This window comes from Microbulbifer variabilis (assembly GCF_052468405.1).
In genome coordinates this window covers 3,455,617-3,480,247 of sequence record NZ_CP174343.1, presented here as the reverse complement: position 1 = coordinate 3,480,247, position 24,631 = coordinate 3,455,617, and the positions used below count along the sequence as shown (strand labels likewise).

The 24,631-nt window shown below is 49.3% G+C and carries 25 protein-coding genes; 7 read left to right on the top strand and 18 right to left on the bottom strand.

What is annotated here, in order from left to right; genetic code table 11:
• Positions 1–73: 73 nt before the first annotated feature.
• The gene (locus ACJJJB_RS15825; RefSeq protein WP_020414568.1) at positions 74–838 is read right to left on the bottom strand and encodes an OmpW/AlkL family protein; all 765 of its coding nucleotides are present in this window, start codon (positions 836–838) and stop codon (positions 74–76) included.
• A gap of 278 nt (positions 839–1,116) precedes the next feature.
• Positions 1,117–2,067: a LysR family transcriptional regulator gene (locus tag ACJJJB_RS15820; RefSeq protein ID WP_040629047.1), complete on the bottom strand. Its 951-nt coding sequence runs from the start codon at positions 2,065–2,067 to the stop codon at positions 1,117–1,119.
• A gap of 111 nt (positions 2,068–2,178) precedes the next feature.
• Between ACJJJB_RS15820 and ACJJJB_RS15815 the strand changes: the two genes are divergently transcribed.
• The 4 genes from ACJJJB_RS15815 to ACJJJB_RS15800 are packed head-to-tail and all read left to right on the top strand — an operon-like array spanning position 2,179 to position 4,952.
• On the top strand, positions 2,179–2,409 hold the full coding sequence (locus ACJJJB_RS15815; RefSeq protein ID WP_020414570.1) for a hypothetical protein: 231 nt from the start codon (positions 2,179–2,181) through the stop codon (positions 2,407–2,409).
• A gap of 2 nt (positions 2,410–2,411) precedes the next feature.
• Positions 2,412–3,341, top strand: a complete 930-nt coding sequence (locus ACJJJB_RS15810) for a sodium-dependent bicarbonate transport family permease (RefSeq protein WP_020414571.1) — start codon at positions 2,412–2,414, stop codon at positions 3,339–3,341.
• 6 nt (positions 3,342–3,347) lie between these two features.
• Positions 3,348–3,839, top strand: a complete 492-nt coding sequence (purE, locus tag ACJJJB_RS15805; protein WP_020414572.1) for a 5-(carboxyamino)imidazole ribonucleotide mutase — start codon at positions 3,348–3,350, stop codon at positions 3,837–3,839.
• A gap of 6 nt (positions 3,840–3,845) precedes the next feature.
• Positions 3,846–4,952 (top strand): 5-(carboxyamino)imidazole ribonucleotide synthase, encoded by a 1,107-nt coding sequence (locus ACJJJB_RS15800; RefSeq protein WP_445365134.1) that lies wholly within the window; start codon positions 3,846–3,848, stop codon positions 4,950–4,952.
• A gap of 28 nt (positions 4,953–4,980) precedes the next feature.
• On the opposite strand, the gene mnhG is transcribed toward ACJJJB_RS15800, so the two are convergent.
• The 14 genes from mnhG to ACJJJB_RS15730 all read right to left on the bottom strand — a co-directional run bounded on the left by mnhG (position 4,981) and on the right by ACJJJB_RS15730 (position 19,021).
• Positions 4,981–5,328 carry a monovalent cation/H(+) antiporter subunit G gene (mnhG, locus tag ACJJJB_RS15795; RefSeq protein WP_282952449.1) on the bottom strand — a complete coding sequence of 116 codons (348 nt, stop codon included), beginning with the start codon at positions 5,326–5,328 and terminating at the stop codon, positions 4,981–4,983.
• Positions 5,312–5,650: a cation:proton antiporter gene (locus tag ACJJJB_RS15790; RefSeq protein ID WP_020414575.1), complete on the bottom strand. Its 339-nt coding sequence runs from the start codon at positions 5,648–5,650 to the stop codon at positions 5,312–5,314. The genes mnhG and ACJJJB_RS15790 overlap by 17 nt, the downstream gene beginning before the upstream one ends.
• A complete protein-coding gene (locus tag ACJJJB_RS15785) occupies positions 5,650–6,123 on the bottom strand; it encodes a Na+/H+ antiporter subunit E (RefSeq protein WP_020414576.1) in 474 nt (157 codons plus the stop codon). Before ACJJJB_RS15785 ends, ACJJJB_RS15790 begins: the two co-directional genes overlap by 1 nt.
• 2 nt (positions 6,124–6,125) lie before the next feature.
• On the bottom strand, positions 6,126–7,649 hold the full coding sequence (locus tag ACJJJB_RS15780) for a Na+/H+ antiporter subunit D (protein WP_444946148.1): 1,524 nt from the start codon (positions 7,647–7,649) through the stop codon (positions 6,126–6,128).
• A complete protein-coding gene (locus tag ACJJJB_RS15775; protein ID WP_020414578.1) occupies positions 7,646–8,020 on the bottom strand; it encodes a Na+/H+ antiporter subunit C in 375 nt (124 codons plus the stop codon). Before ACJJJB_RS15775 ends, ACJJJB_RS15780 begins: the two co-directional genes overlap by 4 nt.
• A 1-nt stretch (position 8,021) precedes the next feature.
• Complete coding sequence (locus ACJJJB_RS15770) at positions 8,022–8,441, bottom strand: Na+/H+ antiporter subunit B (protein ID WP_020414579.1); 420 nt, start codon at positions 8,439–8,441, stop codon at positions 8,022–8,024.
• On the bottom strand, positions 8,438–10,723 hold the full coding sequence (gene mbhE / locus ACJJJB_RS15765) for a hydrogen gas-evolving membrane-bound hydrogenase subunit E (RefSeq protein WP_444946149.1): 2,286 nt from the start codon (positions 10,721–10,723) through the stop codon (positions 8,438–8,440). The genes ACJJJB_RS15770 and mbhE overlap by 4 nt, the downstream gene beginning before the upstream one ends.
• Before the next feature lie 154 nt (positions 10,724–10,877).
• Entirely contained in the window at positions 10,878–11,573 is a 696-nt protein-coding gene (locus ACJJJB_RS15760; RefSeq protein ID WP_444946150.1) for a pirin family protein, read from the bottom strand.
• Between the two features lie 91 nt (positions 11,574–11,664).
• Entirely contained in the window at positions 11,665–12,570 is a 906-nt protein-coding gene (locus tag ACJJJB_RS15755; RefSeq protein ID WP_444946151.1) for a LysR family transcriptional regulator, read from the bottom strand.
• Positions 12,571–12,791: 221 nt separating this feature from the next.
• The gene (locus tag ACJJJB_RS15750) at positions 12,792–13,778 is read right to left on the bottom strand and encodes a glutathione S-transferase family protein (RefSeq protein WP_444946152.1); all 987 of its coding nucleotides are present in this window, start codon (positions 13,776–13,778) and stop codon (positions 12,792–12,794) included.
• 79 nt (positions 13,779–13,857) lie between these two features.
• On the bottom strand, positions 13,858–14,289 hold the full coding sequence (locus ACJJJB_RS15745; RefSeq protein WP_444946153.1) for a DoxX family protein: 432 nt from the start codon (positions 14,287–14,289) through the stop codon (positions 13,858–13,860).
• A gap of 325 nt (positions 14,290–14,614) precedes the next feature.
• A complete protein-coding gene (locus ACJJJB_RS15740) occupies positions 14,615–15,352 on the bottom strand; it encodes an OmpW/AlkL family protein (RefSeq protein ID WP_444946154.1) in 738 nt (245 codons plus the stop codon).
• A gap of 291 nt (positions 15,353–15,643) precedes the next feature.
• Positions 15,644–18,679 carry a DUF2339 domain-containing protein gene (locus tag ACJJJB_RS15735; RefSeq protein WP_444946155.1) on the bottom strand — a complete coding sequence of 1,012 codons (3,036 nt, stop codon included), beginning with the start codon at positions 18,677–18,679 and terminating at the stop codon, positions 15,644–15,646.
• 201 nt (positions 18,680–18,880) lie between these two features.
• Entirely contained in the window at positions 18,881–19,021 is a 141-nt protein-coding gene (locus ACJJJB_RS15730; protein WP_444946907.1) for a DUF5329 family protein, read from the bottom strand.
• 445 nt (positions 19,022–19,466) lie between these two features.
• On the opposite strand from ACJJJB_RS15730, the gene ACJJJB_RS15725 reads away from it, so the two are divergent.
• The 3 genes from ACJJJB_RS15725 (at position 19,467) to ACJJJB_RS15715 (ending at position 21,764) form a co-directional block, all read left to right on the top strand.
• Positions 19,467–20,099 carry a hypothetical protein gene (locus ACJJJB_RS15725; protein WP_444946156.1) on the top strand — a complete coding sequence of 211 codons (633 nt, stop codon included), beginning with the start codon at positions 19,467–19,469 and terminating at the stop codon, positions 20,097–20,099.
• Between the two features lie 560 nt (positions 20,100–20,659).
• Complete coding sequence (locus tag ACJJJB_RS15720; protein ID WP_040629156.1) at positions 20,660–21,070, top strand: thioredoxin family protein; 411 nt, start codon at positions 20,660–20,662, stop codon at positions 21,068–21,070.
• Positions 21,063–21,764, top strand: a complete 702-nt coding sequence (locus ACJJJB_RS15715) for a cytochrome c biogenesis CcdA family protein (protein WP_444946157.1) — start codon at positions 21,063–21,065, stop codon at positions 21,762–21,764. Before ACJJJB_RS15720 ends, ACJJJB_RS15715 begins: the two co-directional genes overlap by 8 nt.
• Positions 21,765–21,948: 184 nt before the next feature.
• Here the strand turns inward: ACJJJB_RS15715 and ACJJJB_RS15710 are convergent, their stop codons facing one another.
• Both ACJJJB_RS15710 and ACJJJB_RS15705 read right to left on the bottom strand, forming a co-directional pair.
• Entirely contained in the window at positions 21,949–23,073 is a 1,125-nt protein-coding gene (locus ACJJJB_RS15710) for an alkene reductase (protein ID WP_444946158.1), read from the bottom strand.
• Between the two features lie 36 nt (positions 23,074–23,109).
• Positions 23,110–24,600 (bottom strand): aldehyde dehydrogenase family protein, encoded by a 1,491-nt coding sequence (locus tag ACJJJB_RS15705; RefSeq protein ID WP_444900975.1) that lies wholly within the window; start codon positions 24,598–24,600, stop codon positions 23,110–23,112.
• Positions 24,601–24,631: the final 31 nt, after the last annotated feature.

Sequence of the window (24,631 nt, the reverse complement as noted above, 5' to 3'; positions counted from 1 at the left end):
TGTAGGCTGACTGCTGTGATCCACTGGTAAAATTCAACAGGTGAATCTAATAGCTGCAATTAATGAGGTGTTTTTAAAACTTGGTTCCCACGCCAATATTGATTACCCATGGATCGTAATCAAAGTGGGCGTAAAGTCGATCACTGCCCAGTTCGGTGGGGAAATCCACTGTGGGATCTGTATCAGACATGTAATAAAGCGCTGCAAGATTAATTATTAGTGGATACTGAAACTGGCGAAAATCCAAATTGAAGTCCACCCCGGCCTGTAGCGCCCAGTCCCAAGAGTGCCCCATATTAAATGATCCAGGTGCAACGGCCATGCCTGAATCTATCAGATATTCATTAAACTGGCGGCTGATTGATACTGTATGGTAATTGGTATAGTTAATCCCAGCTCCTACATAGGGACGGGTGAAATAGGAAGGGTCCAAGAAATACCAGTTTGCGAAAGCGAGTGTGCTAGAGGCCTTGAAATCTCCTAACTGGATTTGGTCACGGCCCGGATTGCCTGTGAAGTTATCCAGGGTTACGTCATATGAAGCGTTATTAATATGCATCAGTTCAAAGCCCCAACGATCTGTGGGGCGCCAAACTCCTGAGATCTGCCAGGTTTGCGCGGTGTCCATTTCCCAGGTTGTATTGTAAAGATCCCACTGTTGAAGAACTCGATATTTCAGTGATGTAGCTGCATCATTGGGAGTAACATAGCTGAGCCCGAACCTAACTATAAAGTCACCCCACTCTATGTCACGCCAGTCCTCTTGGGCATGAGAAAAGTTTGCACCAAAGGTCAAAAGAAACGTAATTGCGGTGCAACTTAGTCCCTTAAGTTTCATCACTATGTCCCTCTATAAAAATTCTGTACTTGCGCAGGAAATTTCTTTCTTTTCTGCCGTTGTGATTTTTCCGCCAGGATTTATTTGAGGTTGCCGGCGGGTATCCCAAAAGTAGCAGGATTCGGGCCGGCCGCAGGGGATTTGACGAACTTTAAGGCATGACTTTTAAAGGAAATAGAAAAGCAGGGATCGTACGAATAACAATCTCTTCTGTAGACACCAGTAAATATAAGATTGATTTATTCCTCTACCTCCCTGTTTTAGTTGGGGAAGGTTAATTACTTGGATTGAAGTATTTTGGGGCTTCCAATTTCTTCCGGCACAGTTTCCAGGTTACGGGCATAATCCAGAAACTCCATTGCAGCAGGAGAGAGGGGGCGGGATTTTCGCCGGGCGAGATACCAATGAGTGATAATGGGCAGTTCTTCTACATTCAGCATGGCAAGGCCGGCACGCCCGCCAAAGGCAAGTGTATGCTCGGAGAGAATCGATACGCCGAGACCAGACATCACTGCATGTTTTATGGCTTCATTACTTTCAATTGTCATACGAACATTGAGATCGACCCCCCTTTTTCTCAGGAAGCGCTCAATTGCATGACGTGTACCGGAACCTTCTTCCCGACGCAGGAAAGGACAACTGGCAAACTCCTTCAGGGAGATCTTTTTCCTGTTTGCAAGCGGGTGTTTTTCTGGGGCGATAGCCAACAAGCGGTTGGGTAAAAACTCCACCAGTTCCAAATCGGGATTTTGCGGGGGATGACTGAATACATAAAAATCATCAGCATCCTCCCCAGTATAATCAATGATTTGTTGGCGATTACCTACACGAAAGCGAATATCCAGCTGTGGGTGTTGTTCATAAAACTCCCCAATTAGGTGGGGGATAAAGTACTTGGCTGTGGTGACAACGGCCAGTTGGAGTTTACCGCTTTCCAGGCCCCGGAGTTTAGCCAGTTTCAGCTCCAGGTACTCATAGCTTTTTAGTATCTCTCTGGCACTTTCCACCAATGTCAGGCCTGCTTCGGTGAAGTGGATTTGTTTGCCGACAGAATAGTAGAGGGGTAGCCCCACTGCCGAGGAGAGCTTGGCCAGTTGCATAGACACACTGGGCTGGGTCAGGTGCAGGGTTTTGGCGGCGGTACTAATGCTGCGTTGCTCGAACACGGTGAGGAGGATTTCCAATTGTCGTGCGGTTCCGATGCGGGCGTGGGCTCTGCTGGATGACACAAGGCACCTGTATAGAGGATTGCTGATACATAACATAATAATTATCTATTTTTATCTATCAATAGTCCTATCGATAATGCGCCCACTTAATAAACAGCGGGGGCCTCTTTGATGCATAAGTCACAACTTTATTTTGGCGCGTCTGTTGGATTACTGGTCATGTTTGTTGGCTGGACCCTGACACTGGCCGGTATCGTAGCCGGAGCCCTCATGGCTGTTGGTCTCCTGGTGTTACTTGCCAACGTCGGTTACTGGTTTACCAGTCGAAGCCGCCGGCGAATCAGGGTGGATATCGCCAGACAGGAGCGACAGCCAGTACGATCCCAGCGTCGGAAGTACTGAAAATGCAACTCGATATTGTTGTAGGTTTCTTTCTGCTGGGTGCACTGGCACAGTTGGTTCGCAGTGACCTGCGCCTGCCAACTGGCCTCTACCAAAGCTGTGTGATCTTTCTGTTGCTGGCTATCGGCCTCAAGGGTGGTGCGGCACTCAGCACCTATTCTGCCGCTACCCTGGTACCACAATCACTGGCTGTTCTGGCTTTTGGTGCCTTGCTACCTCTGTTGGCTTTCCCGGTCCTTCACTGGATTGGCAAGTGGTCCCGCCTCGATGCCGCAGCCACAGCTGCCCATTATGGTTCCGTCAGTGTCGCGACTTACGCTGTGGCTGTTGCACTTCTCAATTCACGCGGTATTGAATACGAGGCTTACTTCCCTCTGTTTGTCGCTTTGTTGGAAGTTCCTGCAATTGTGGTGGGCATTCTGCTGGCGAGGCAGTCTGCTAAAGACGCTGGCACTGGCAAGCTGTTTCACGAGCTGACCTGTAACCAGGGCGTTCTCTTGCTTCTTGGCGGTATTGTTATTGGTGCCTGGGCTGGAGAGCGTACTGCGTCTGTCATGCCTTTCTTTGGTCAATTATTTCACGGCGTTCTCGCCCTGTTCTTATTGGAGATGGGGCGGGTAGCCGCGGCGCGTCTCCGAGACGTAAAGGGGCAGGGCGCATTCCTGCTCAGCTTCGGCATCTTCATGCCTTTGATGGGTGGCGTTGCGGGGGGAGTTCTCGGCTCCCTGCTCGGTCTGTCTGCCGGAGGCGTCTTCCTGCTAGCGGTGTTGGGCAGCAGTGCTTCCTATATCGCAGTGCCTGCAGCGATGGCCGTAGCTCTGCCCCAGGCTAATGCCAGTGTTTCGATCACCTTGTCTCTGGCAATCACATTTCCTTTTAACGTGCTGGTGGCGATCCCCGTCTATCTGGCCTTCATCCAACACTGGAGTTAACTGCAAGTGAAGTCTCTGCCTTTTGAAAAAGTCACCATCGTAATGGGGTCGCGCTCGGATTGGGCCACCATGTCCAATGCGACCAAGCCTCTTACAGAGCTGGAGGTCCCCTTCGCTACCGCCGTAGTTTCTGCCCACAGAACCCCCCAACGTTTAGTGGAATTTGCCAGTGAGGCACATAAAAAAGGTACCCAGGTGATTATCGCTGGTGCTGGTGGCTCTGCGCACTTACCGGGCATGATTGCTGCCATGAGCCCGCTGCCGGTGATTGCTGTCCCTGTTGAGAGCCGTTTTATGACTGGTATGGACAGCCTGCTTTCGATTGTACAGATGCCACGGGGTGTTGCCGTTGCCACTCAGGCAGTAGGCGCTTCCGGCGCTTTTAATGCGGGCCTGATGGCAGCACAGATGTTGTCATTGAGCGATGCAGGTCTGCAGCAGCGCCTGATTGCCTGGCGGGAGCAGCAAAGTGAGCAAGTTCCTCTGTCTGTGGAGTAAGGCACTGTGAGTGAGCGCACCAGACATATCGCTATAGTTGGCTGTGGGCAGCTGGCACAGATGATGGCGCAGGAGGGCCAGCCCCTCGGTATTACTTTCAGCTTCCTCGCCGAGGAAGGGGAAAACACCAGCTGTGTCGAAGGGCTTGGAGAGCTGGTCAAGCTTGAAGAGCATGAGAGCGGTGAGGTTTTGTATCAAGCCTTGGGCCGGCCAGAGGTAATTACTGCCGAGCGAGAGCAGGTGGATGTGGCCTTGTTGCGAAAGTTACAGCAGTTTTGCCCGGTTTATCCCGATCCCCATATCTTTGAAAAAGCCCAGCACCGCCTGCGGGAAAAGTTAGCACTGACCGAGAGCGGTCTTCCAGTGGCGTCCTTTGTACCGGGGCTGGGGGCTGATGAATTACGTCGCGCCCTTGGCACCCTGGGCTATCCAGTATTTATTAAAAGCTGTGAAAATGGCTACGATGGGAAAAACCAATGGCGGGTTAAAAACCAGGCGCAACTTGAAGATGCTATCGAAGAAGCTCAGAGCCAAGCTTGCGTGGTGGAAGCAGCGGTGGATTTTTCCTGTGAAGTTTCCCTGGTTGGAGTGCGCTCTGTATCCGGGGAAGTAAAAACCTATCCCCTGACTGAAAACCTTCATCGCCAGGGCACTCTTCTGGTTTCCAAGGCGCCGTTTCATGACTTCCAGCTAATGAGTCAGGCCCAATCCTACCTGGATAAACTGATGCGTGACTGGGACTATGTAGGCGCGCTGACCCTGGAATGTTTCGTGACAACTGAGGGATTGATCGTTAACGAAATAGCGCCGCGGGTCCATAACAGTGGCCACTGGACCCTGGTGGGAGCAGAGACCAGTCAATTTGCCAACCACCTGCGCGCCATTCTCGATATGCCGCTGGGGGATACACAGTGCTCCAGCCCAACTGCCATGATTAATATGCTCGGAGTGAATAAATCACCCTCGCAGAAAAATGAAGGCGTATGGCTTTATGGCAAAAGCCTGAGAGAGGGACGCAAGATGGGGCATGTCATCCTTGTCGATGACTGTTCCCGTCGACTTTCCCGGCGCAGTGATGCAGTTATCGCTGAACTGTATTCTAAGAGCCACTAATTTAGGGACACCTCGAAAGGACTTTCGGTTAACGGAGGTCCCTTTTCGGATTTTTGAAACGGGGGCGGGCTGATGCTCCCCGCCACATAGGGGTACCAACCCGGTAGGCTGCGCGTGCGATCATATGCACGCCCACCGGCACCGTGAGTAGCAGGAACAGGATTGCAGCCACCGCCCGTGCCGTAACCTGGGTATCATGGAACAGGGTGGCCACTCCGGCCAGTAAAAGACCACAGCACAGGGTAGCAGCCTTACCGGAAGTACTCATGCGAGTGTAAAAATCCGGCATGCGCAGTAATCCCAGGGCGGCACTGAACCCAAAAGTACTTCCTACCAGTATCAATGCTGCAATAAAAACCTCATCGAAAACTACCACCACCGCCCCCTTCGTGAATCACGGTTTTCTTGCCACTTTTTTCGATAAAACGCGCGAAGGCCACACTGACCAGAAATGCCACAAGTGCCAGTGCAATAGCCGCATCCAGGTATACAGGCTGTCCTGAAGCAATTGCCAATAGTGCACAGTATGCGACGGCGAGAATATTTAATACATCCAGGGCAACAACTCTATCGGCTAACGTAGGCCCAAAAAATATTCGCAAAAAGCACATTGCCAGGGCCAAAAGTAACATCAGTGAAGAGATGTTAATCGCCCCTACAATAATGGGGGAGTGTATGTCGGCAATAGTAATTGGCATCAGGAAAAGGCCTCCCGTACCCGCTTTTCGAAACCCTGGTGAATTTCCTCGCGAAAAGCTTCCGGATCATCCACAAACATGGTGTGAACCAAAAGTTCAGAGTGGTCTTTGGTAATTTCCAGCACCATGGTTCCCGGAGTTAGCGAGATTAAATTAGTGAGAATAAAAATTTGGTTGCGATCAGTGATTTTCAGGGGGATACGCACGACCATGGGGCGGCTCTTTAGTTTGGGTGAAAATACCTCATAGGCAGCACGCAGGCTGGACAGTATCAGCTCCTGAATGAAAAAAAAGGCCAAGTGGGCGAAGCGCGGCAGACGATAAAAATACTTACTTCCCCCGGGTAAACTGGGGGATACCCTCAGTGCCAAGTAACCAATTAAAAAACCAAAACAGAAATTCGTCAGTGTCGCATTACCGGTAAGTGCGGACCAGCTGATGGCCAATAACAGATTGAGTAAAAATACGCGCATACTCAGTGGTTTCCTGTGTACTGGGCGGAACCCTCGCCCAAAACCGCATCCAGATATTCCCGGGGTTCCAGAAGCTCATTTGCGGCCCCTAGGGAGTAATCAATAAAAGGCTCTGGAACCAGCCCCAGCCCTAAGGTAATGAATGCTAATAGGGCAACAGGTAGCAGGCGCTGTAATCTCTCAGTACGTGGTATCTCATACAAATTGCTACAGTAGCTTTTGGGGTGGTCCTTCCAGAAAACCTCTGCCCAGATTTTACTCATGGAATATAGGGTTAGAGCGCCGGTAATTAGCGCAACAGCTGCCACAAGGTAAGCCGCCTGGTCCATGCTGGCTTTTAATAACAATAGTTTGGCCCAAAAACCCGACAGGGGAGGAAAGCCGGCAAGACTGAAAGCGGCAATAAAGAAAAAGGTAGAAAGCAGAGGGCTGGCTTGATAAACACCACCGATTTCGCTCAATTCATAGCTGCCTGTAAGGCGCTGGGCGGTACCGCTGATCAGGAACAGGTTAGTTTTGGCAACAATATTATGCACCATGTAAAACACTGATCCGGCCAGTGCCAAGGGGGAGTTGAGAGCCAGCCCAAGCACCAGGAAACCGATCTGGCTAATGATATGGAATGCAAGGATTTTGCGAAATTCATATTGGGCGGCAGCGCCCAGTACGCCGGTTAGCATGGTGAGTAATGCTGCCCCCAAAAGGATATTGTGGGTAAAGCCCAGGTCTGTAGGGAAAATCAGGGTAAAGGTTCTTATCAGCGCGTAGACTCCAACTTTCGTAAGCAGCCCGGCAAATACAGCGGTTACTGCCACAGGTGGGGCATGATAAGAAGCTGGCAGCCAGAAAAATAATGGAAAGATAGCTGCTTTGATCCCAAAAGCACTGATAAACAATACCGCCAGGGCAGATACAGCCACCGGATTGTCGACCGTGGCCAGGGATATATGCAGCTGTGCCATATTTAGGGTGCCGGTCAACCCGTAAATCATACCAATGGATGTGAGCATCAGCAGGGTGGACACAAGATTCAGCGCGACATATTTAATACCGCCATCCAGCTGGATACGATCTCCCCCCAAAACCAGCAAGGCAAATGAGGCGATTAGCATCACCTCAAACCAGACATACAAATTAAACAGGTCTCCGGTAATAAAGCTTCCGCAAACGCCTGCCAATAAAAGCTGGAAGAAGCTGTGAAATCCCAGCTTTACCCGTTTTTCATCAATGTCTGAGAGTGAAAATAATGAAACGCAGAGCCCTACAATTGCACTGATTAGCAACATTACTGCACTCAGACGATCAGCTACCAGGGTAATCCCAAAGGGAGCCGCCCAATCCCCCATTTGGGCCGCGCGCGGACTGCCGGTTTCCACCAGTATCATAATGGCGATTGCTATTCCCAGCATCAGCACACAGCCGCAAATAGAAATTGAGCCGCAGAGCAAAGGGCGCCCGCGCGCAGGAAAAGCGGCAAGTGCGGTGAAGATGGGAATCAGGAAGGGCAGGGCGAGTAACCAGCTCAAGGGGATTTTTTCCTCTTGGGCTTCACCGGCTCCGCAATGCGCATGGAGTCCACATCAAGGGTACCCAGCACTTTATAGGCCTGGGCGATTAATGCCAGGGCAAAGGCCAACAGACCAAAACCGATTACAATGGCAGTCAGGATAAGTGCCTGGGGCAGGGGGTTCGCTACAGGCATAGGCGGTACTTCCAGCCCTTTGGGAACCAGGGCCGGAGCCGCGCGGGTTAATCTACCGGTAATAAATATGGCCAGATTGGCGGCGTTACTGATGAGTATTAACCCGAACAGGTAGTGCAGCAGATCCCTGGCCAGCATCAGATAGACTCCGGTGGCAATCAATATGCCAACCACAAGTGCGAGGGGACCCTCCATATTAACCAGCCTCTTCCAGGGCAAAAATCAGGGTGAGTACAGCGCCGAGTACCGCCAGGTAAACGCCAATATCAAAAATTAGTACATTGCTGATGGAGATACCGCCCGAGTTTTTATCGCCGATAAGTTGAAACCATTGGCCCGAGAAAGGCGCTTCTCCTTTAAAAGCTGCGAGCATACCGGACAGTGCCGAAATCAATACGCCACTCATTGCCAGGTTTCCGGGAGGAACCCGCAGTGCTCGCTGGGCCGCTTCCATACCCCAGGCTATGGCAAAGAGTGCAAATGCCGAAGCGGCAATTAACCCGGCAATAAAACCCCCTCCAGGATAATTGTGGCCGCGCAAGAGCATATATACCGAGAAAACCAGAATGAGCGCCACAAGCACTCGGGTTGCTGTTTGCAATATCAGAGAGTTCATTGTGGCCCCCGCCGTAATTGATGGCCCAGCAGCGTTACTGCCGCTACGGCAGCAGTAAATACCACAATGATTTCTCCGAAGGTATCCAGCGCGCGGAAGTCCACTAGGATGACATTGACAATATTACGCCCATGAGCCTCGGGCACTGCGGCCTGCTCAAAGAAGTCACTGGTAGGACTATCGAAGGGTGTTTGTAATACGGCAAGAATACTCAAAGTCACCAACAGGCCGACCATGCCACCCAAAAGGGCATCTCTAGGGCGAAAGCGGATTTTTCTACCGGGGCTGAATACTGGCAGGCGAGGCAGTATTGCGGCAACCAATACCAAATATAGGGTTTCAACCAGGAGCTGGGTAATAGCTACATCCGGAGCACCAAAGAACAGATAGATTAATGCAACTCCAACACCCAGGGCCCCGAGAGCGCATATTGCAATTAATGGTTTGCGTGCTGTACCCGCCATAAAAGCTCCACCCACGGTAAGTAGAAGGGCGGCCCATTCTTTCAGGTTCAGACGCGGCCAGTTGTATTCCAGTGGGAATTGCCCCGATCGTAACAAGGCATAGGAAAGGAATATCGAAACGGTCACAAAAATGACCGTCAAATAACGCCGCATAACCCCGTTTTGCAATATCCGGGTCTGGAAAGCCGCAAAGGACCTCAACAGCTCCAGGGACTTGTCCCACAGTAGATCGGCACTGGTAGGCGCATGTTTGAAATCCCATGCCAGCCAAGCCCGCAGGTGGCGTAAGCCCAGATACATAGTGACCCCAAGACCAAAGGTCAATATGCTCATTAACAGAGGAATATTAATCCCGTGCCAGAGGCGTAAATCGATACTCTCTGGAATACCCAGTACAGCAGTTAATGCAGGTTCAACAAGTCCCCCACCGACGAGATCCGGGGCAAGACCAAAGGTAAGTCCCAGAAAGCTGAGAATTAGTGGACTTATCCATAAGCCAAGCGATGCCTCGTGGACTTTGGGTAGGTTGTGTGGGTATTTTCCCAGGAAGGGTTTTAAAGCAACCATACCAGCCACGGTAACAGTGACGGCATTGGCGAATACTGCGGCAGTGGATACGAGAGCTGGTTCGGATGCCACAGCCAGCGCTCCCTCATATTTTAATTCTTTACCAATAAAGCCAAGAAATGGTGGGAATCCTGCCATAGAAAGTGCTGAGGCCAGTGCGGTAAAAAAAGTGATAGGCATGACACGTCCGAGCCCACCAAGTTTGATCATATTGCGGGTGCCAGTCTGCTTATCAATGATGCCTACCACCATGAACAGTGCAGCCTTATAAAAAGAGTGCACTATTAAAAAGGTGATAGCGGCTGCAACTGCAGCAGAGGCATCGGAACCAAGGAACATAGTCAAGGTACCGAGTGCGATCATTGTGGTGTAGGCCAGGGCAAGTTTCAGGTCGGTCTGGCGCAGAGCAGCCAATGCAGCCACTGCTGCGGTAGCCGCACCGGTACAGGTCAAAATCCACTCCCAGGTTTCTGTCTGTGCCAGAACTGGATGCAGGCGCGCCAATAGATAAATGCCTGCTTTTACCATAGTTGCAGAGTGTAGGTAGGCGCTGACAGGGGTCGGAGCTGCCATCGCATTGGGAAGCCAAAAATGGAAAGGCAGTTGTGCGGATTTGGCAAAAGATCCGATTAATATCAGTATCAGGATTGGCACATATAGTGAACTTGCGCGTACTGTCTCCCCGGAAGCGAGTACCTGCACCATATCGAAACTGCCTGTGAGTGAACCAAGCAGTATAAAACCGGCCAGTAAACACAGGCCTCCAAGGGTGGTTACCAATAGGGCCTGTAGCGCTGAGCGGCGTGCAATGGCGCTGGTGTTATTAAAGCCAATCAGCAGGTAACTGGCGATAGTGGTGATTTCCCAAAATACAAATAAAGTAATCAGATCACCGGCAAGCACCAGACCCAGCATTCCGATCATAAATAGGTAGAGATACAGATAAAAACGGCGCAGTTGCATATGTCCGCGTAAATAAGATGCGGCATAAATTGTAATAAATACGCCGATGCCACTGATGAGTAGGGCGAAAAGAAAGCTCAGACCATCAATAAAAAATAGCAGTGATACACCGAGGTCAGATACCCAGGTCACACCAAAACTAATTTCGCGACCGGCAGATATATCTGACATGTAGAACAACAGGATCAGTGTCAAAATAGTGGGGGGCACAGGAGAGAGCAGGGAGATAAGTCTCCCCGGTTCGGCTTGCCTGCTATCGCGACTATCCGTGTCGCCAACTGCACCCATCAATTGATCCCCAATTGCCTCGATCTATTTTAGGAGGGAATCGGCCAGAGAGCAGGTAGGGCGATTACTGCGCCTGATTGAAAAAATATATATTGCCGCTGATGATTACTTCGAATTGCCTTATTTCAAGAGTTGACTTTATTTTACTAAATTTTCATTGATGTGGCAGATCAAACCACAAGGCCGTTATACCATCTATACCGGCCTGTAATTGTATATCCTCTTTAAACAGTCCAAGGCCATCTCCTGCCATCATTTTATGATTGCTATTAAAAGTGGCACTCCCCCCAATCACATGTAAATATCCGGGGCGAATTCGGGTATCCAGAACCACACTTTCTCCGCTCTTCAAGTGAAGTCGATACAAACTGGCATCTTGTTGCATGGTTAGTGAATCATCACGTCCATCTGGGGTAACCAGGGGAGTCAGCTTCTTTGTTTGAATAATTGATTTTTGTTCATACCCAGGCTTGATGCCCTGGCAATTGGGTTGAATCCAAATTTGCAGGAACTTTAATCTCTGTGATGTTGAGTGATTATATTCTGAGTGGGTGATGCCTGTTCCGGCACTCATTCTTTGCACTTCTCCGGCGGGGACCACAAAACGATTCCCTTCACTGTCGACATGTTCAATAGCGCCTTCCAAGATATAGGAGATAATCTCCATATCCCTGTGGCCGTGAGTATCAAAACCTGCACCGGGACGGACGGTATCATCATTGATTACCCTCAATACAGAAAACCCCATATGCATGCGATCGTAGTAGTGTCCGAAGGAGAAAGAATGCTTGCTTTGGAGCCACCCAAAATTGGCAGTTCCTCGTTCCTGCGCCGGTCTAAAATAGTACATAACAAGATCCAAGTACTTGAATAATGGTTTTATTTATTTTATTCAAGTCTGCACCAGAGAAATATTGGATAGATAAGGATTCGCTGTTCTATTAAAGTGAATTTTCCGAAGTGGGCATATTTAGTGTCAGCAACCGTAATTCCCCTATAAATTCACGCGCAGCAGGGCCCAGGCTGTCTTGATCCCTAAAATTCAAATAAAAACTGGCTGTGCGGGATGCGCCTTTTTCCAATGGAAGACGTTTTAACATTCCGTTTTCCAATAGCGGGGCGGCAATTGGCATGGGTAGCCAGGCATACCCCATTCCCTGGCAAATCAGCTCTGTAGATGCACGCAAGCTACTTACTGTCCAGCGCTGTTCAGCGCCAAGCCACCCCGAGTCGACGCTGGTTTGTGTGGCTGAGTCCCGCACAATAATCTGTCGGTAAGATTTTAAATCATCATAGTTTAACTTTCGTTTGAATTGATGCAGAGGATGGTTGATATATGCCACTGCGATAAATTCAATCGTACAGATTTCTTCATTGAGATTGTCGGCCATTGTCATTGGTGATAAACCCAGGTCTACAGCACCTTCCTGTAACAACTCATTAGTGCCAGATAAAATGGTATCGACAATATCAATATTGGTTTGTGGGAATATTCCGGATACTTTTTCGAGAGCCTTAAATACCACTTGCTGGGGGAAGGCACCATCTACAGCGATACGCAGCTCAGATTCCACACCACTGCTAAGAGACTCCGCAATTGCCTCTATACGGGATACTTCATCCAGTAAGTACTTTCCACGGCGCAACATCAGCTGGCCAGCTTCAGTCAATGTAACTCTGCGCCCGGTTACTTCAAAAAGCTTTACACCCAGTGCCGTCTCCAGATTCCCTACCGCATGGTGAATACTCGATTGGCTTTTATGCACCACTGAAGAGGCCTGGTTGAAACCTCCCGCATCCACCACAGCCTTAAACATACGCCATTGCTCCAGGGTGGTTTTCTGCATGGGTGCCTTCTCCCGTTGATCATTTAACTTGATGCCTATGGCAGGATAAGTTGTCGAAGGGCTACTCTAATGTTCGCCAGAATCGAATGATAGTCAGAATTATAGAAAGATTTGTTCGAAAATTTAGATGGGTGGCGACGACATTGCCCATGATTGAGTAAAAGTGGCCGCAGAGCGGCCGAGGTTGGGGTTAGTCCTGAGGTGGGGCCGGGCTTAAAGATTTATCTTACGGGGAACCTGTTGCGGTCGTGGGGGCTACTGTAATCGATAGCGGGCCCCACCGGTACAACCTGGGTGGGGTTAATCGAAGTATGGCTGAAGTAGTAATGGCGCTTGATATGGTGAAAATCTACAGTTTCGGCTACACCGGGCCATTGATACAGCTCGCGCACATAGTTACGGATATTAGGGAAGTCATCCAAGCGCTGACGGTTGCACTTAAAATGCCCATGATAGACTGCATCAAAGCGTATTAGTGTGGTAAACAAACGCCAGTCTGCTTCAGTGATTTGATCACCGGTAAGATAGCGCTGTTGGCTCAGACGTGTTTCCACATGGTCCATTGATTTGAATAATTTGTCGTAGGCTTCCCCATAAGCGGCCTGGGTGGTAGCGAAGCCACAGCGATAAACTCCGTTGTTAATATTCTCGTAGATCTCATGATTAATAACCTCAATTTCATCGCGCTTTTGCCGTGGGAAAAAGTCTGTTTGATCGCCAGTAATCAGATTAAACGCGCTGTTAAACATACGTATGATTTCTGAAGATTCATTGCTGACAATACAGTTCTGCTGTTTGTCCCATAGCACCGGCACAGTTACGCGCCCACTGTAATTGGCTTTGTTGTGGGTGTAGATTTGATACAGGTAATCGAATCTGAATAGGGGGTCGCCACTACTGCCTTTTTCAATATTAAAACTCCAGCCAGAGTTCAGCATATCAGGGCTTACTACCGATACGCCGATATGCCCTTCCAGCTTTTTCAGCTTGCGAAAGATCAGTGTGCGGTGGGCCCAAGGGCAAGCAAGTGATACATAGAGGTGATAACGGCCGGGCTCGGCTTTAAAGCCACCAGTTCCACTGGGCCCTGCGCTACCATCAATGGTTATCCAGTTGCGCAGTTGGGCCGCCTCTCGCTCAAAGGCGCCACCAGACTCGCTGGTGTTATACCATTGGTCCTGCCATTTTCCGCTGATTAAAAGTCCCATTTTGTACCTCTTAAAAGCCTGTAAGAGTGGGTGCAGGCCCCGATTTTCTCGGGGTTTCTGCCGTCTATTTTATGAGGAATTACTGCTTGGCTCCCTGTCTGTGAGCGTCCAGGCTCCATCGTCCAGCACCATTAGCAGCCAGTAACAGGAAGCCCCCGGCCATGGCGATGTTTTTGAAGAACATAATAAATTGCATCTGGTCAGCCAGATTGTTGTGATACAAGGCAGCGGTAATCACACTAAATCCAGCTAGGGCTAATGCAACCAAGCGAACTTGAAAGCCTGCGATCAAGGCAAGGGCGGTGCCTACTTCAAACAGTATCACCAGTGGCAGCAGGAGTTCAGGCAGGCCGCCGTAGGCCAGGTACTGGGCGCTGCCCTCGTAGTTTTGAATTTTATTGACACCTGCCAGTAAGAAAATCGCAGCCAGGCCTATACGACCAGCCAAGTCGGTAATAGCAGGAAACATGGAGTTGGTATCTTGAATTGTGCTCAGGGCGGAAGTGGTCATGGTATCGCTCCTCAATCTGTGAGTTCTAAAGTAGTGCCCCAGGGAATGGGCAACCTCTATCGATGGGGAGCAGTTTATCGGGCAGGGACAGGATGAAAATTGCTAAAAACGGGCCGTATGATTCGGGAAAATAGAATGAATGTTGAGTCTATCGGAACGCCGCAACGGGAAGTGCTTGCTCGATTAATTAAAATGAGAGTGGATTACTGAAGAGGCGAGCTACCGCCAGACTGGAAGGAAAGTCCATAACTTATTTCTTTGATGCCCAGACTGGCATTAAAAAGAAACTATTAAAATCACTCTTTCGGATTTCCGGCACTCCAAATCAGAAGTGATAACCGATACCGACCGAGAAAACAAACGGATCTATGTCCACATCGACATTGATACGGGAGTAAGCTTCCGCACCTGTATAGAAGCGGATATTTGCATCGGTATCAATATCCAGGTACCAAATAGCGGCATTAAACAGCCAACGGCTATCCTGGCCAAAGGCGATATCTATTCCAACTTCCCCAGCCAGGCCCCAAGAATCATCCAGCTTGAGTCTTGCTCGTGATTCTGCACCGAGTACAGCTTCAAAGTAATTCTGAGCCGCACGATTGATATGCTCACTTAAAAAGTGGGTGTAATTTACTCCGACACCAATGTAAGGCTGCACCCAGGATTCTGTGCATACCGGGTACCATTGCAAGGTGAGGGTAGGAGGCAGATGTTTAATGTCCCCGAGGCGCACCCGTCCGAGAGGTTCGCCAGTCACCGGGTCGGGCAGGCCGCGCACGTCGAGATCATGTTTAAATGGTAATGCTGCCAAAAGCCCCAATCCCCAGTGGTCTGCGAATAACCAAGTGCCCGTAACGCTCACGGAGTAACCGGTATCCACGTAAACCCGTGTATCAGGCAGTATGGTGCCATTTAGGCGCAGATTGTCGGAATCGTCATTGGGATCAACTGCGGCGGCGCCAACACGAACAATAAAGTCTCCTTTTTTATACTCTGCCAAAGCTTGGCTACTAATGAGTAAGGCGGCAAAAAGCGTTATTGCCAACTGAAGCCGTTTCATTTCTTGCTTCCCTGCGCATTTTATCGAAATGGAGTTACGCATTCAGTGTAGTTGGCCGGCAAATGGGCGGTTTGGGTAAGGCGTTCTTTGATGTGATAAGACGTCTTTAGCAGCAATATATAGAGGGTGATCTGTGCCAAACCTTTGTAAGTATTGCTTCAAAAGATAGAGCATATGGAGTTCTTGTATAACCCCACACAAATCATAACTAATTTAACAACTGTAAATAGTAATGGGTCTAAAAAGGCCCATTACATTTTTGAGATAAGCTGATCAGTATTTTTGGTGTTTTCATTTTCTGGGGGTCAGAAATTTCTGATACTGGAATGCAGCCCCCAGCATGCACAGTCCCACCAGCATACAGACCACAATCTTTTGTATCAGGGAAAAGTCCTGCATATCCCACAGCACAATTTTTAGTGCGGCAATGCCGAACAACATGAGTGAGAGCTTCAGTAACTTTTGGGTATCAGGTCTTAGAGTCTGGAACAGTAGCAGTGTTGCATGCACCACCAAGGCAAATGATATGGCTGGCAGCCACATGGTTTCCAGCACTTGCGCCAGCAGCGCAATATAAGCTGGGATGGCTGTAAGGTGCAGCACCCACAGGTTAAACAGCCTGCGGCCAGGCCATACGGCTCTATTGGCGAAAAAGCGCTGATAAACCAACAGTGAAGCGATTCCCAGGGCCACCAGGTTATACACTCCCAACATTGGCGCCTTAGCGGAATTGGCAATGACCGCTGCAACTTGCAACAAGGTAATAAACTCAAACAGGCGCAGACTCAGCATATAAAGGGGGGTCAACTGGTTGCGCAGCGGCGCTAATTGGGGTTTAAAAATATACAAACCGGCGAAGTACAGCTGGCATAGTAAAAGTGCCAGTGCAAAGTCACGGCTTAGCGCGTAGCTAATAATAAGTAGCGTTGCCGCGAGATAGTAAAAGGCCAATGGAAAGAGTGGCTTAAGTGCCCGATGCAGGGCCAACCGCCAATCCTGGCCGGCTGGCTTCCGCCGCAATCCCTGGCCGATCCACAACAGTGCCGCCATTGATACCAGCCCCAACAGCAACCCACTCAAGGCAAACCCTTGCCAGTTGGCAAACTCCTGCAGAGCACAACTGATTATTGCTACAAAGCTTGCGCCTGCGATCAATATGCGCAGTTCCTGTTTTAATACCTCCAGTTTCAGGTGTGTATAAAGTGCCAGGGCGATAGCGCCAGACAGCCAAACGGCGATGGGGAAGTAGTCGTTGGCCTTATAAAGTACTGTTGGTAGGAAAAATATTGGCACCAGAGCGTAAAACAGCTTGCGCAAATTGAGTGCCAGAGAGAAGCCAGTGGATTGCATATCCAGGTGTTTATACAGAGCTGCAATCATCCACAAGCTAAGGAAGGCCTCTACACTAGCGATCTTTCCGTAAGGTATTTGATCGTAGAAATGCAAGTTACCCACAATCGATGCACTCGCGAGTAGTGGGATAAACAGCAGTAAGTAATGGCTGAGTCCAAACCATTCACTAAATGCTGAACCAGTGCGCTTGCCGTGCCAGATTAAAAAGCCCATCGGTAGCAAGGCAAGCAGCCACATACCCTGGGGCCAGAGGATGCCAACAGATAGCAGAAAGCTTGCGGATAAAAACACCACAAAAGCGTTATCTGCGAAAGAGGTTAAATGGTGCTCTCTAGGAGTAATCCGATCTGCGCAGTGCTGCAACAGCCGGGTTAATGCGAAGGTGGCCGCACAGAGCGCCAACCAGTTACCCCAACCAGCATCTGCGCTTAATGACAGCAACATTGGTGCGGGAACAACTCCGCCAGCTACCCAGGTCAGAGCTTGCCACAGCATGGTAATGCCAGCTGCAGATAGGGCGATGTAACCCTCGCTTCTTACACTGATAAAACCAAAACGGGCACCGAGAAAAATCAGCAACAATCCCTCTAGGCACCAGACAATCCCCAATAAAGCGGGACTGCACAACGCAAGGATTGCCAAGCCTGCCAGTAATCCACCGTGTAGTAGAGCCATATTCTGTACAACACGGGCGGAAATGCTGATGGCGTTGTAGCCAAACAGCCAGCGTGAATAAATGGCCAGAGCCATCCAGGGTAGAAGGTTCAGCAGCCACACAATGCCCAGTGCGTTACTGTTGGGTGCCAGCGACCAGCTGATGTGGATAAACAGCACCAGGTTTGCGGCAATAATAATCAGGCGCCTTCGCTCCAGCCCTTTGGACTCTATCAATTCAGCGTTTAGACCCCGCAAGGCGTAATGGGCAAAGCCATAAAAGAAGCCGTGCAATATCAACAATGGTCCCCAGGTAGATGTAGCCCCATCCAGGTTTGAGATCGAAAACTCCAACATGCCTGCGCTCAGTACCATAGTGACGATCGCAAGCTGTGGCCAGCGTATCTGCCTGGATAAATGCAGCATCGCCAGGGCGAGTGCCAATAAATAGCTGAGGTAAACAAGTGCGGAAGGATCAAAATGATTCGCCACCAAAGGCATGGTGGCACCGCCCAGCAGGGTCACCATAGACACCACTCGTGTCTCAAATAATAGGGCCAGTAAGTAAGAGAGCCCTGTTGTCGCCACCAACAGGCCGACTCCAACAGGAACAGGCAGCAACTGATAGTAAGGCCCGGCAAAGTACCCACACAGGTAGAGAAGAATCACTCCGAGCGCTATTAATCCAGAGCCGTAGTCCGCCATATGGGGCATACGCCGGCTAAAAGTCACACCGCCAAAAGTGGTTGCCGCCGCAACCAGAAAGCCCAAGATTACCTTACCGGCCGGGCCCAAATAGTTGTTGAAAGAGAACTGCAGCAAGTATGCGAAGCCAAATACCAGTGCCAGTATGCCGGCAGCGGTCATAAAGAATACCGGGGCTTTACCCTGGCGCTGGTAATGGCGATAAAAGTTTGCAAGGGGCTCCCACACACGATTGAGCGGTTCCAGGGCTGGTGCCAATAGGCTGGCCAGGCCTTCTTGTAACCATGGAGTGGCTACTGATGGTTTACCGGCTCTCTCAGGCGTTGATTTGGATTCAGAAGATTTCGGGGTAGGAGTTGCCGTTGCTAAAGGTATGGTTGCTGAATGAGCTTGCTGAATGGTTTGGCGGGGCTTGGAGGGTGTGCCCATAAGCAGGGCCAGTTCGTCTTCTAACTCAGCAGTACTTTCTACCAAGGCTTCTTTGGTTTCTGTATCGTCCCGCCTGAGCTGTGCCTCAAGGGCGGAGAGCCGTCGTTCGAAGGTCTCCAGCCGGCGTTGATTGTCCCGCTCCAGCAGGGCGAGTTCGGCTCGAAGTGAAAGTAATTCACCTTCCATAATTACCCCATTTTTATATGGTTGCTGGGTATTATTGACTTATTATTCAAAGCAATGCTTAGGTTGGGCTGTCCAAGGTAAATGGATAAGGAGCACTGTCACTCCTCTTGCTATTTTTTCTGACGATTGAGTGTTTTCAGCCTCTAATCTGACTGCTTCAGGATACCGTGCCAATTCTTTCAAAAGCCAGCTCTGAGATTTTTACTTAGGCTGGTTTTCATACTGGATACGGTAAGGTTTGCAGCTGAAGGTATTTTTACCGGCATTGAGTTCAATAAAGTTTTTTGCATCATCAATTTTTCTAGAAAAATAATTATACTTTTTTCTACTGGCTGTAAAAATTGTATTCCTTTAACCCTGGAAAAGTGGGGATCTTGTCAGGAGGTCTACTGACCAAACTCAGCGACCGGATAGCTATGCAAATGGTTGTTAAATCTTTATCCGGGTTAATTTCGTAGGATCTTATGTAGATTCTGTTTGAAGTCAATCGATTAATAGTATTGCCTTGTTTGAATTGTGCTCGATCTGTCTGCTTATCAACCAAAATTGGCCGGCTATCAGCTTTTAGTGTAATAATGATGGCAGTAGTACCAGTTAGATCATTAATCGAACTATCTTCTTCAGGCGAAAAGTTATCTAAGAGCAAATAACAGGCCGGCCCTTTTCTCTGCCTCTTTTTACTGGGAGGCGTAAAAATTACTGGCTTTCAGTCTATTTTTTGCATCTATACAGCATCCGGTGTCTGCTATAACGAGACTCACTGTGGCTAAAAAGTCTGGTCTCCCTGATGCGCCATATAGATACTGGAACTATTGCAATAAGGCATTGCCGCCTGCGGCGACTTGAAAATTTCATTGATGTCGCTTACGCGCTCTTATTTGTCAACTTCGTTTTATATCTTCCTTCGGGAGAAGATATGGCTTGGATAAAGCTTGAATTTGGCCTTCTGAGTCTTTTAGTAGAGAATTCCCAAGAGATTTTCCGCCTATTTATTGCCGTAGGACTAACGCTCGTACAGTGGAATCTGACGCATAAATTACTTGGGCCTGTTGAGCAGTCCAATAATATCCATACTTCGCTGGTGTTATTGCAGCAGGTGGTCGTATGTTTTTATCTCTATTTTGCGATCAATGACCCTAAATTAGTTAGCATCTCGTCCACCGTTGGCCAGAGTGTATGCCTTGCTCTATCGGGATTTATCGGGCTCGCGGGCTGGCAGTATGCCCGCAAGATGGGCTTCGCTAACACATCCCTTACCAGCAATGAAAAAAATAACGTCTTCAAAAGCGCAACGACTGAACCCTTCGTCGCAGTACTTACTATTGGACTTGCATTCATCAGCCCTGTGGTTTGGTCTTTGGGTTGGCTGGTGATTCCGCTGATATTAATGGTGATACATAAAAATATTGGCCGGAAATAAAAAATCGCTAATTTAGTATTCTATGTTCATCCTTCAATAAATTAGGTTAACTTTTGAGACCTACAGATTCCCCATTCCCAACGATTAATTGGCCAGAATTCTCAGAATTCCAATGTGCATGCTTTCCTAGAGAGTAGGAGAATCTGCTTAGCCTGGCTTTGGGGCCTTTGAAATGTACTTGGCATTCCTGGCTTAGCATGACGAAATCTTTGCGTTTTTATACTTTATAGTCAGGGGCATATAATCAGCTTTTAAGAAGAATCTGGGGCTTTGAGTCATTTCTTGAGCGATTGGATTAGCTGCACATTTTCACGTCTTCCCCCCTGGATTTCTCTTTTATCCGGGGTTCAGGCTTTCCTTTGAATCCTGAGCTGGCTTGGCTTTTGGAGTGTGTTGTATCCAAACCATGGTAAATGTGGACGGCTCTACAGTAAGTATCTGTTAAGAAATTCCTCATTATGGACTGTAATAATTTGCGGCCTACGCCGACTAAGGTTGCAATGCACCCAATTTTACCTTTCTGCTGGGGTGTGCATTTTTATACCGAGGATATGATTAGCATGAAAGTTCTTCACTTATTTCTACGCTCTTTGCTTGTAACTTCCTTCCTTCTTAGCGTGCCCTTCGCATCAGCCGGAGAGCCCTTCTCTGAAGAGCGCTTCAAAGAGCTGCAAGCTGCGAAGCAACCCGTATTGATTGATGTGCGGGCAGACTGGTGCCCTACCTGCAAGAAGCAGGGCATAATTCTTGCGCAGTTCCAGAAAGATAACCCCCAGTGCGGCCTCACAATCCTTAATGTGAATTTCGACAAGCAAAAAGAGTGGGTAAAGCATTTCCGTGCGCCCAGGCAGTCAACCCTGCTGCTCTATCGTGGGGACAAGCAGGTATGGTTCAGTGTTGCTGAAACACGCGCTGATGTTATTCGCCAGAATATCTTTAACTCAGTTAAGGCCTGCGGCGAAAATGCTTGAAGTCAGCGCCATCCCCCTGGCCTTAATTGCGGGCACACTTAGTATTCTCTCCCCCTGTGTTTGGCCGCTGGTGCCAATGGTGGTTGGCGCCTCCAGCAGTGCTGGGCGCTGGGGACCTTATGCGCTCGCCGTAGGGCTCAGCTTGTCATTTGCCCTGGCTGGAACTGTACTCAGTTTCCTGCTGGTTTCTTTAGGGCTGGACCCAGAGCTATTTCGCTATATTGCTGCAATCCTGCTTGTGGCCGTTGCCCTTATTCTGCTGATCAAACCCCTTTCCGACTGGGTGACTCTGCGTTTGTCGAAAGTTACCGCAGGGGCGAGCATTACTGGTGATGGCGCCTGGGCCGGACAGTTTGGTATCGGCTTTCTCACAGGAATTATCTGGTTGCCCTGCGTAGGTCCCACGCTAGGTGCAGCAATCGCGCTTGCTTCAATGGGCCAGCAACTAGGCCAATCATTTATGGTGATGTTTTCTTTTGGGCTTGGTACCGGCGCTGCGCTACTGGTGGCAGGCGGGCTATCACGGAAAATTTATAGCCGCTTATCACCATCAGTTGGCGCTTTTGCTGTTGGTGGCAAAGTAGCACTTGGCGCCATACTTTTGTTGCTTGGGATTATGGTGTTGAGTGGCTTTGATAAAGTCCTGGAAACCTGGGCTTTGAACTGGATGCCCGAGTGGACTTTTAGTTTTTAATAATCATTTCGAAGTAAATCACTATTTAGTCGAGGTGTCCAAAGGGATTAATAGTTATTTTAGTGTCTGGAAAAACACTGAAAATTACCTCAGGAATCCAAGAAGTTATACGAGTAAGTTTAAAGCCCCAGTAACCTTCAATTACTGGGGCTTTTTTTATGTCCTGTTAAGGAACTGTTAAAAATTATGGCTGGTAAGAAGGGTAATCGGTATAGCCTTCATCGGTACCGCCATACATGGTTTCCGGGTCAACCTTATTAAGAGGCCAATCATTGCGAATACGTATGGGAAGGTCCGGATTGGCAATGAAAGGGCGGCCAAAACCAAAGATATCTCCATTACCCGCCTGCAGCACCCGCAAAGCCTTCTCTGGGGAATACTTGCCGGCATACATGATGCGCCCGCCAAAGATCTCTCGTACTTCCTGGTAGAAATTCTCAGGTAAATCCGGTGCATTATCCCAATCCGCTTCTGCTAAAGATAGGTAAGCAATTCCCGCCTCGTTCAATAGTTTGATAGCTTCGATATAGGTTGTGTGTGGGTCACTCTCCACCAGGCCAAGATAAACACGGTCCACATCGGTACTTTCAAACAGCGGAGCAAATCGAACGCCGAGACGATCATTACCTACCTCTGCTGATACCGCTGCAACAATCTCTTTGAGGAAACGCAGTCGGTTCTCCAGGCTACCGCCATACTCGTCATCGCGTTGGTTGGTATGCTCAGAAATAAACTGGTTTACAAGATAACCATTGGCACAATGCAGCTCAACACCGTCGAAGCCTGCTTCCAAAGCATTGCGTGCTGCCTGGGCATAGAGCTGCACCAGTTCTTTAACTTCTTCTGTTGTCAGCGCGCGGGGCTCACTGGGTTCAGCCAAAGCACCTTGCCCTGGCCCTGTCTCAATAAATACCTTTACCGCATCTGCTCGGATTGCAGACGGCGCAACGGGAGCCCCTCCACCCGGCTGCAGTGATGTGTGGGATACACGCCCCACATGCCAAAGCTGGGCAAAAATAATACCGCCTTGATCGTGTACGGCTTTGGTCACTTTTTTCCAGCCTTCGATCTGGTCCTGTGAATAAATTCCGGGGGTCCAGGCATAGCCCTGACCCCGGGGCTCAATTTGCGTGCCCTCTGTAACCATAAAGCCGGCACCGGCACGCTGAGCGTAGTAGTTGGCCATTAAGTCATTAGCGATGTTGCCAGGCTGTGAACTACGCGACCGGGTAAGCGGCGGCAGCACAATGCGGTTTTTCAGGGTGTAAGGGCCCAGGTTGATTTCACTGAATAGTGCTTCGTTTTTCATAACTACTTTCCTGCTAAAAGCTTATTGCAGTGAGGTTTAAAAAAGACCGTAGGGCTTTTCATTAAGACTGATAAAGATATTCTTCTTCTGCGTGTAGGCATCAATCATCGATTTATGGGTTTCACGCCCAATACCTGATTTCTTGTAACCGCCGAACGGTGCATGGGCAGGGAGTTCGTGATAGGTATTCACCCACATGCGGCCTGTTTCCACGGCTCGTGCAACGCGCAGTGCACGGTTTATATCCTGAGTCCAAACAGCACCTGCCAAGCCATAATCGGATTGGTTGGCCATCGCTATAACTTCCTCCTCAGAGGAGAAAGGAATCACTACCACCACAGGGCCAAAGATTTCCTCCTGAGCCACTTTCATAGCGTTATCGGCATGGGTAATAATTGTCGGCTCAATATAAAAACCCTGTTCCATTCCGGGTTTTTGCAGCCGCTTACCGCCGGTAAGGATCTTCGCACCTTCTTCTTTGGCAATATCTATGTAGCCAAGAATACGGTTCATTTGCGCTTCACTGATCTGGCTGCCCATCTGTGTGTTGGGGTCCATCGGATCGCCGACATTTACAGATTCAAACTTGGCTTTTAATTCAATGGTAAAACGGTCGAATATAGTTTCGTGGACAAAAAGGCGGGCACCAGATTCACAGACTTGTCCCTGGTTCAGCAGGATAGACAGGGCTCCGCCCTCCAGGGCTTTTTCCCAGTTTGTGTCGGGGAATACGATATTGGCTGACTTGCCACCCAGCTCCAATGTAGCTGGTACCAATTTATCAGCCGCAGCTTTGGCCACGTTATAGCCGATGCCAGTAGACCCGGTGAAGGCCAGCTTCGCGACTTTAGGGTGATCCAGTAAAGCCTGGCCCGCTTCTGGGCCTACGCCGGTGACAACGTTCACCACACCATCTGGTAATACTTCCTTGAAAATCTTGGTCAGCTCCAGCAGGGTGGATGAAGTCATCTCGGATGGCTTAATCACTACGGTGTTACCGGTTGCGATAGCGGGTGCAATCTTCCAGGCGGCCATCAGCAGAGGGTAGTTCCATGGGATTACCTGACCGACTACACCCATTGGCTCGCTGAATACCAAGCTCATGGTTTGATCATCAATCATCACCGCTTCGTCGCTGTGAGAGCGGATAACCCCTGCAAAGTAGCGAAAGTGGTCTATGGCCAGTGGGATATCAATATTTGAAGTTTCGCGAATTGGCTTGCCGGTTTCCAATGCCTCAAGGTGGGCGAAGAATGCTTTCTTTTCTGCAAGCATGTCTGCAATTTTGAGCAGTGCATCCTGTCGTTCAATAGCGGAAGTAAGTTTCCAGATGGGGAACGCCTTTTCTGCCGCAATGACAGCAGCATCGACATCACTTGAATCGGCCAACGGTATGCGAGTCAGTAATTCGCCTGTAGCAGGATTGAGGCTGTCCATCGTACGCCCCGAGTTGCTATTAACCCATTCACCACCAATAAATAATTTATAAGATTCCTGAGGAGCAAAGCGCTTAGTGGGTCGGCTCATATCTATCTCCAGATAATTAGAAGAGTAACTA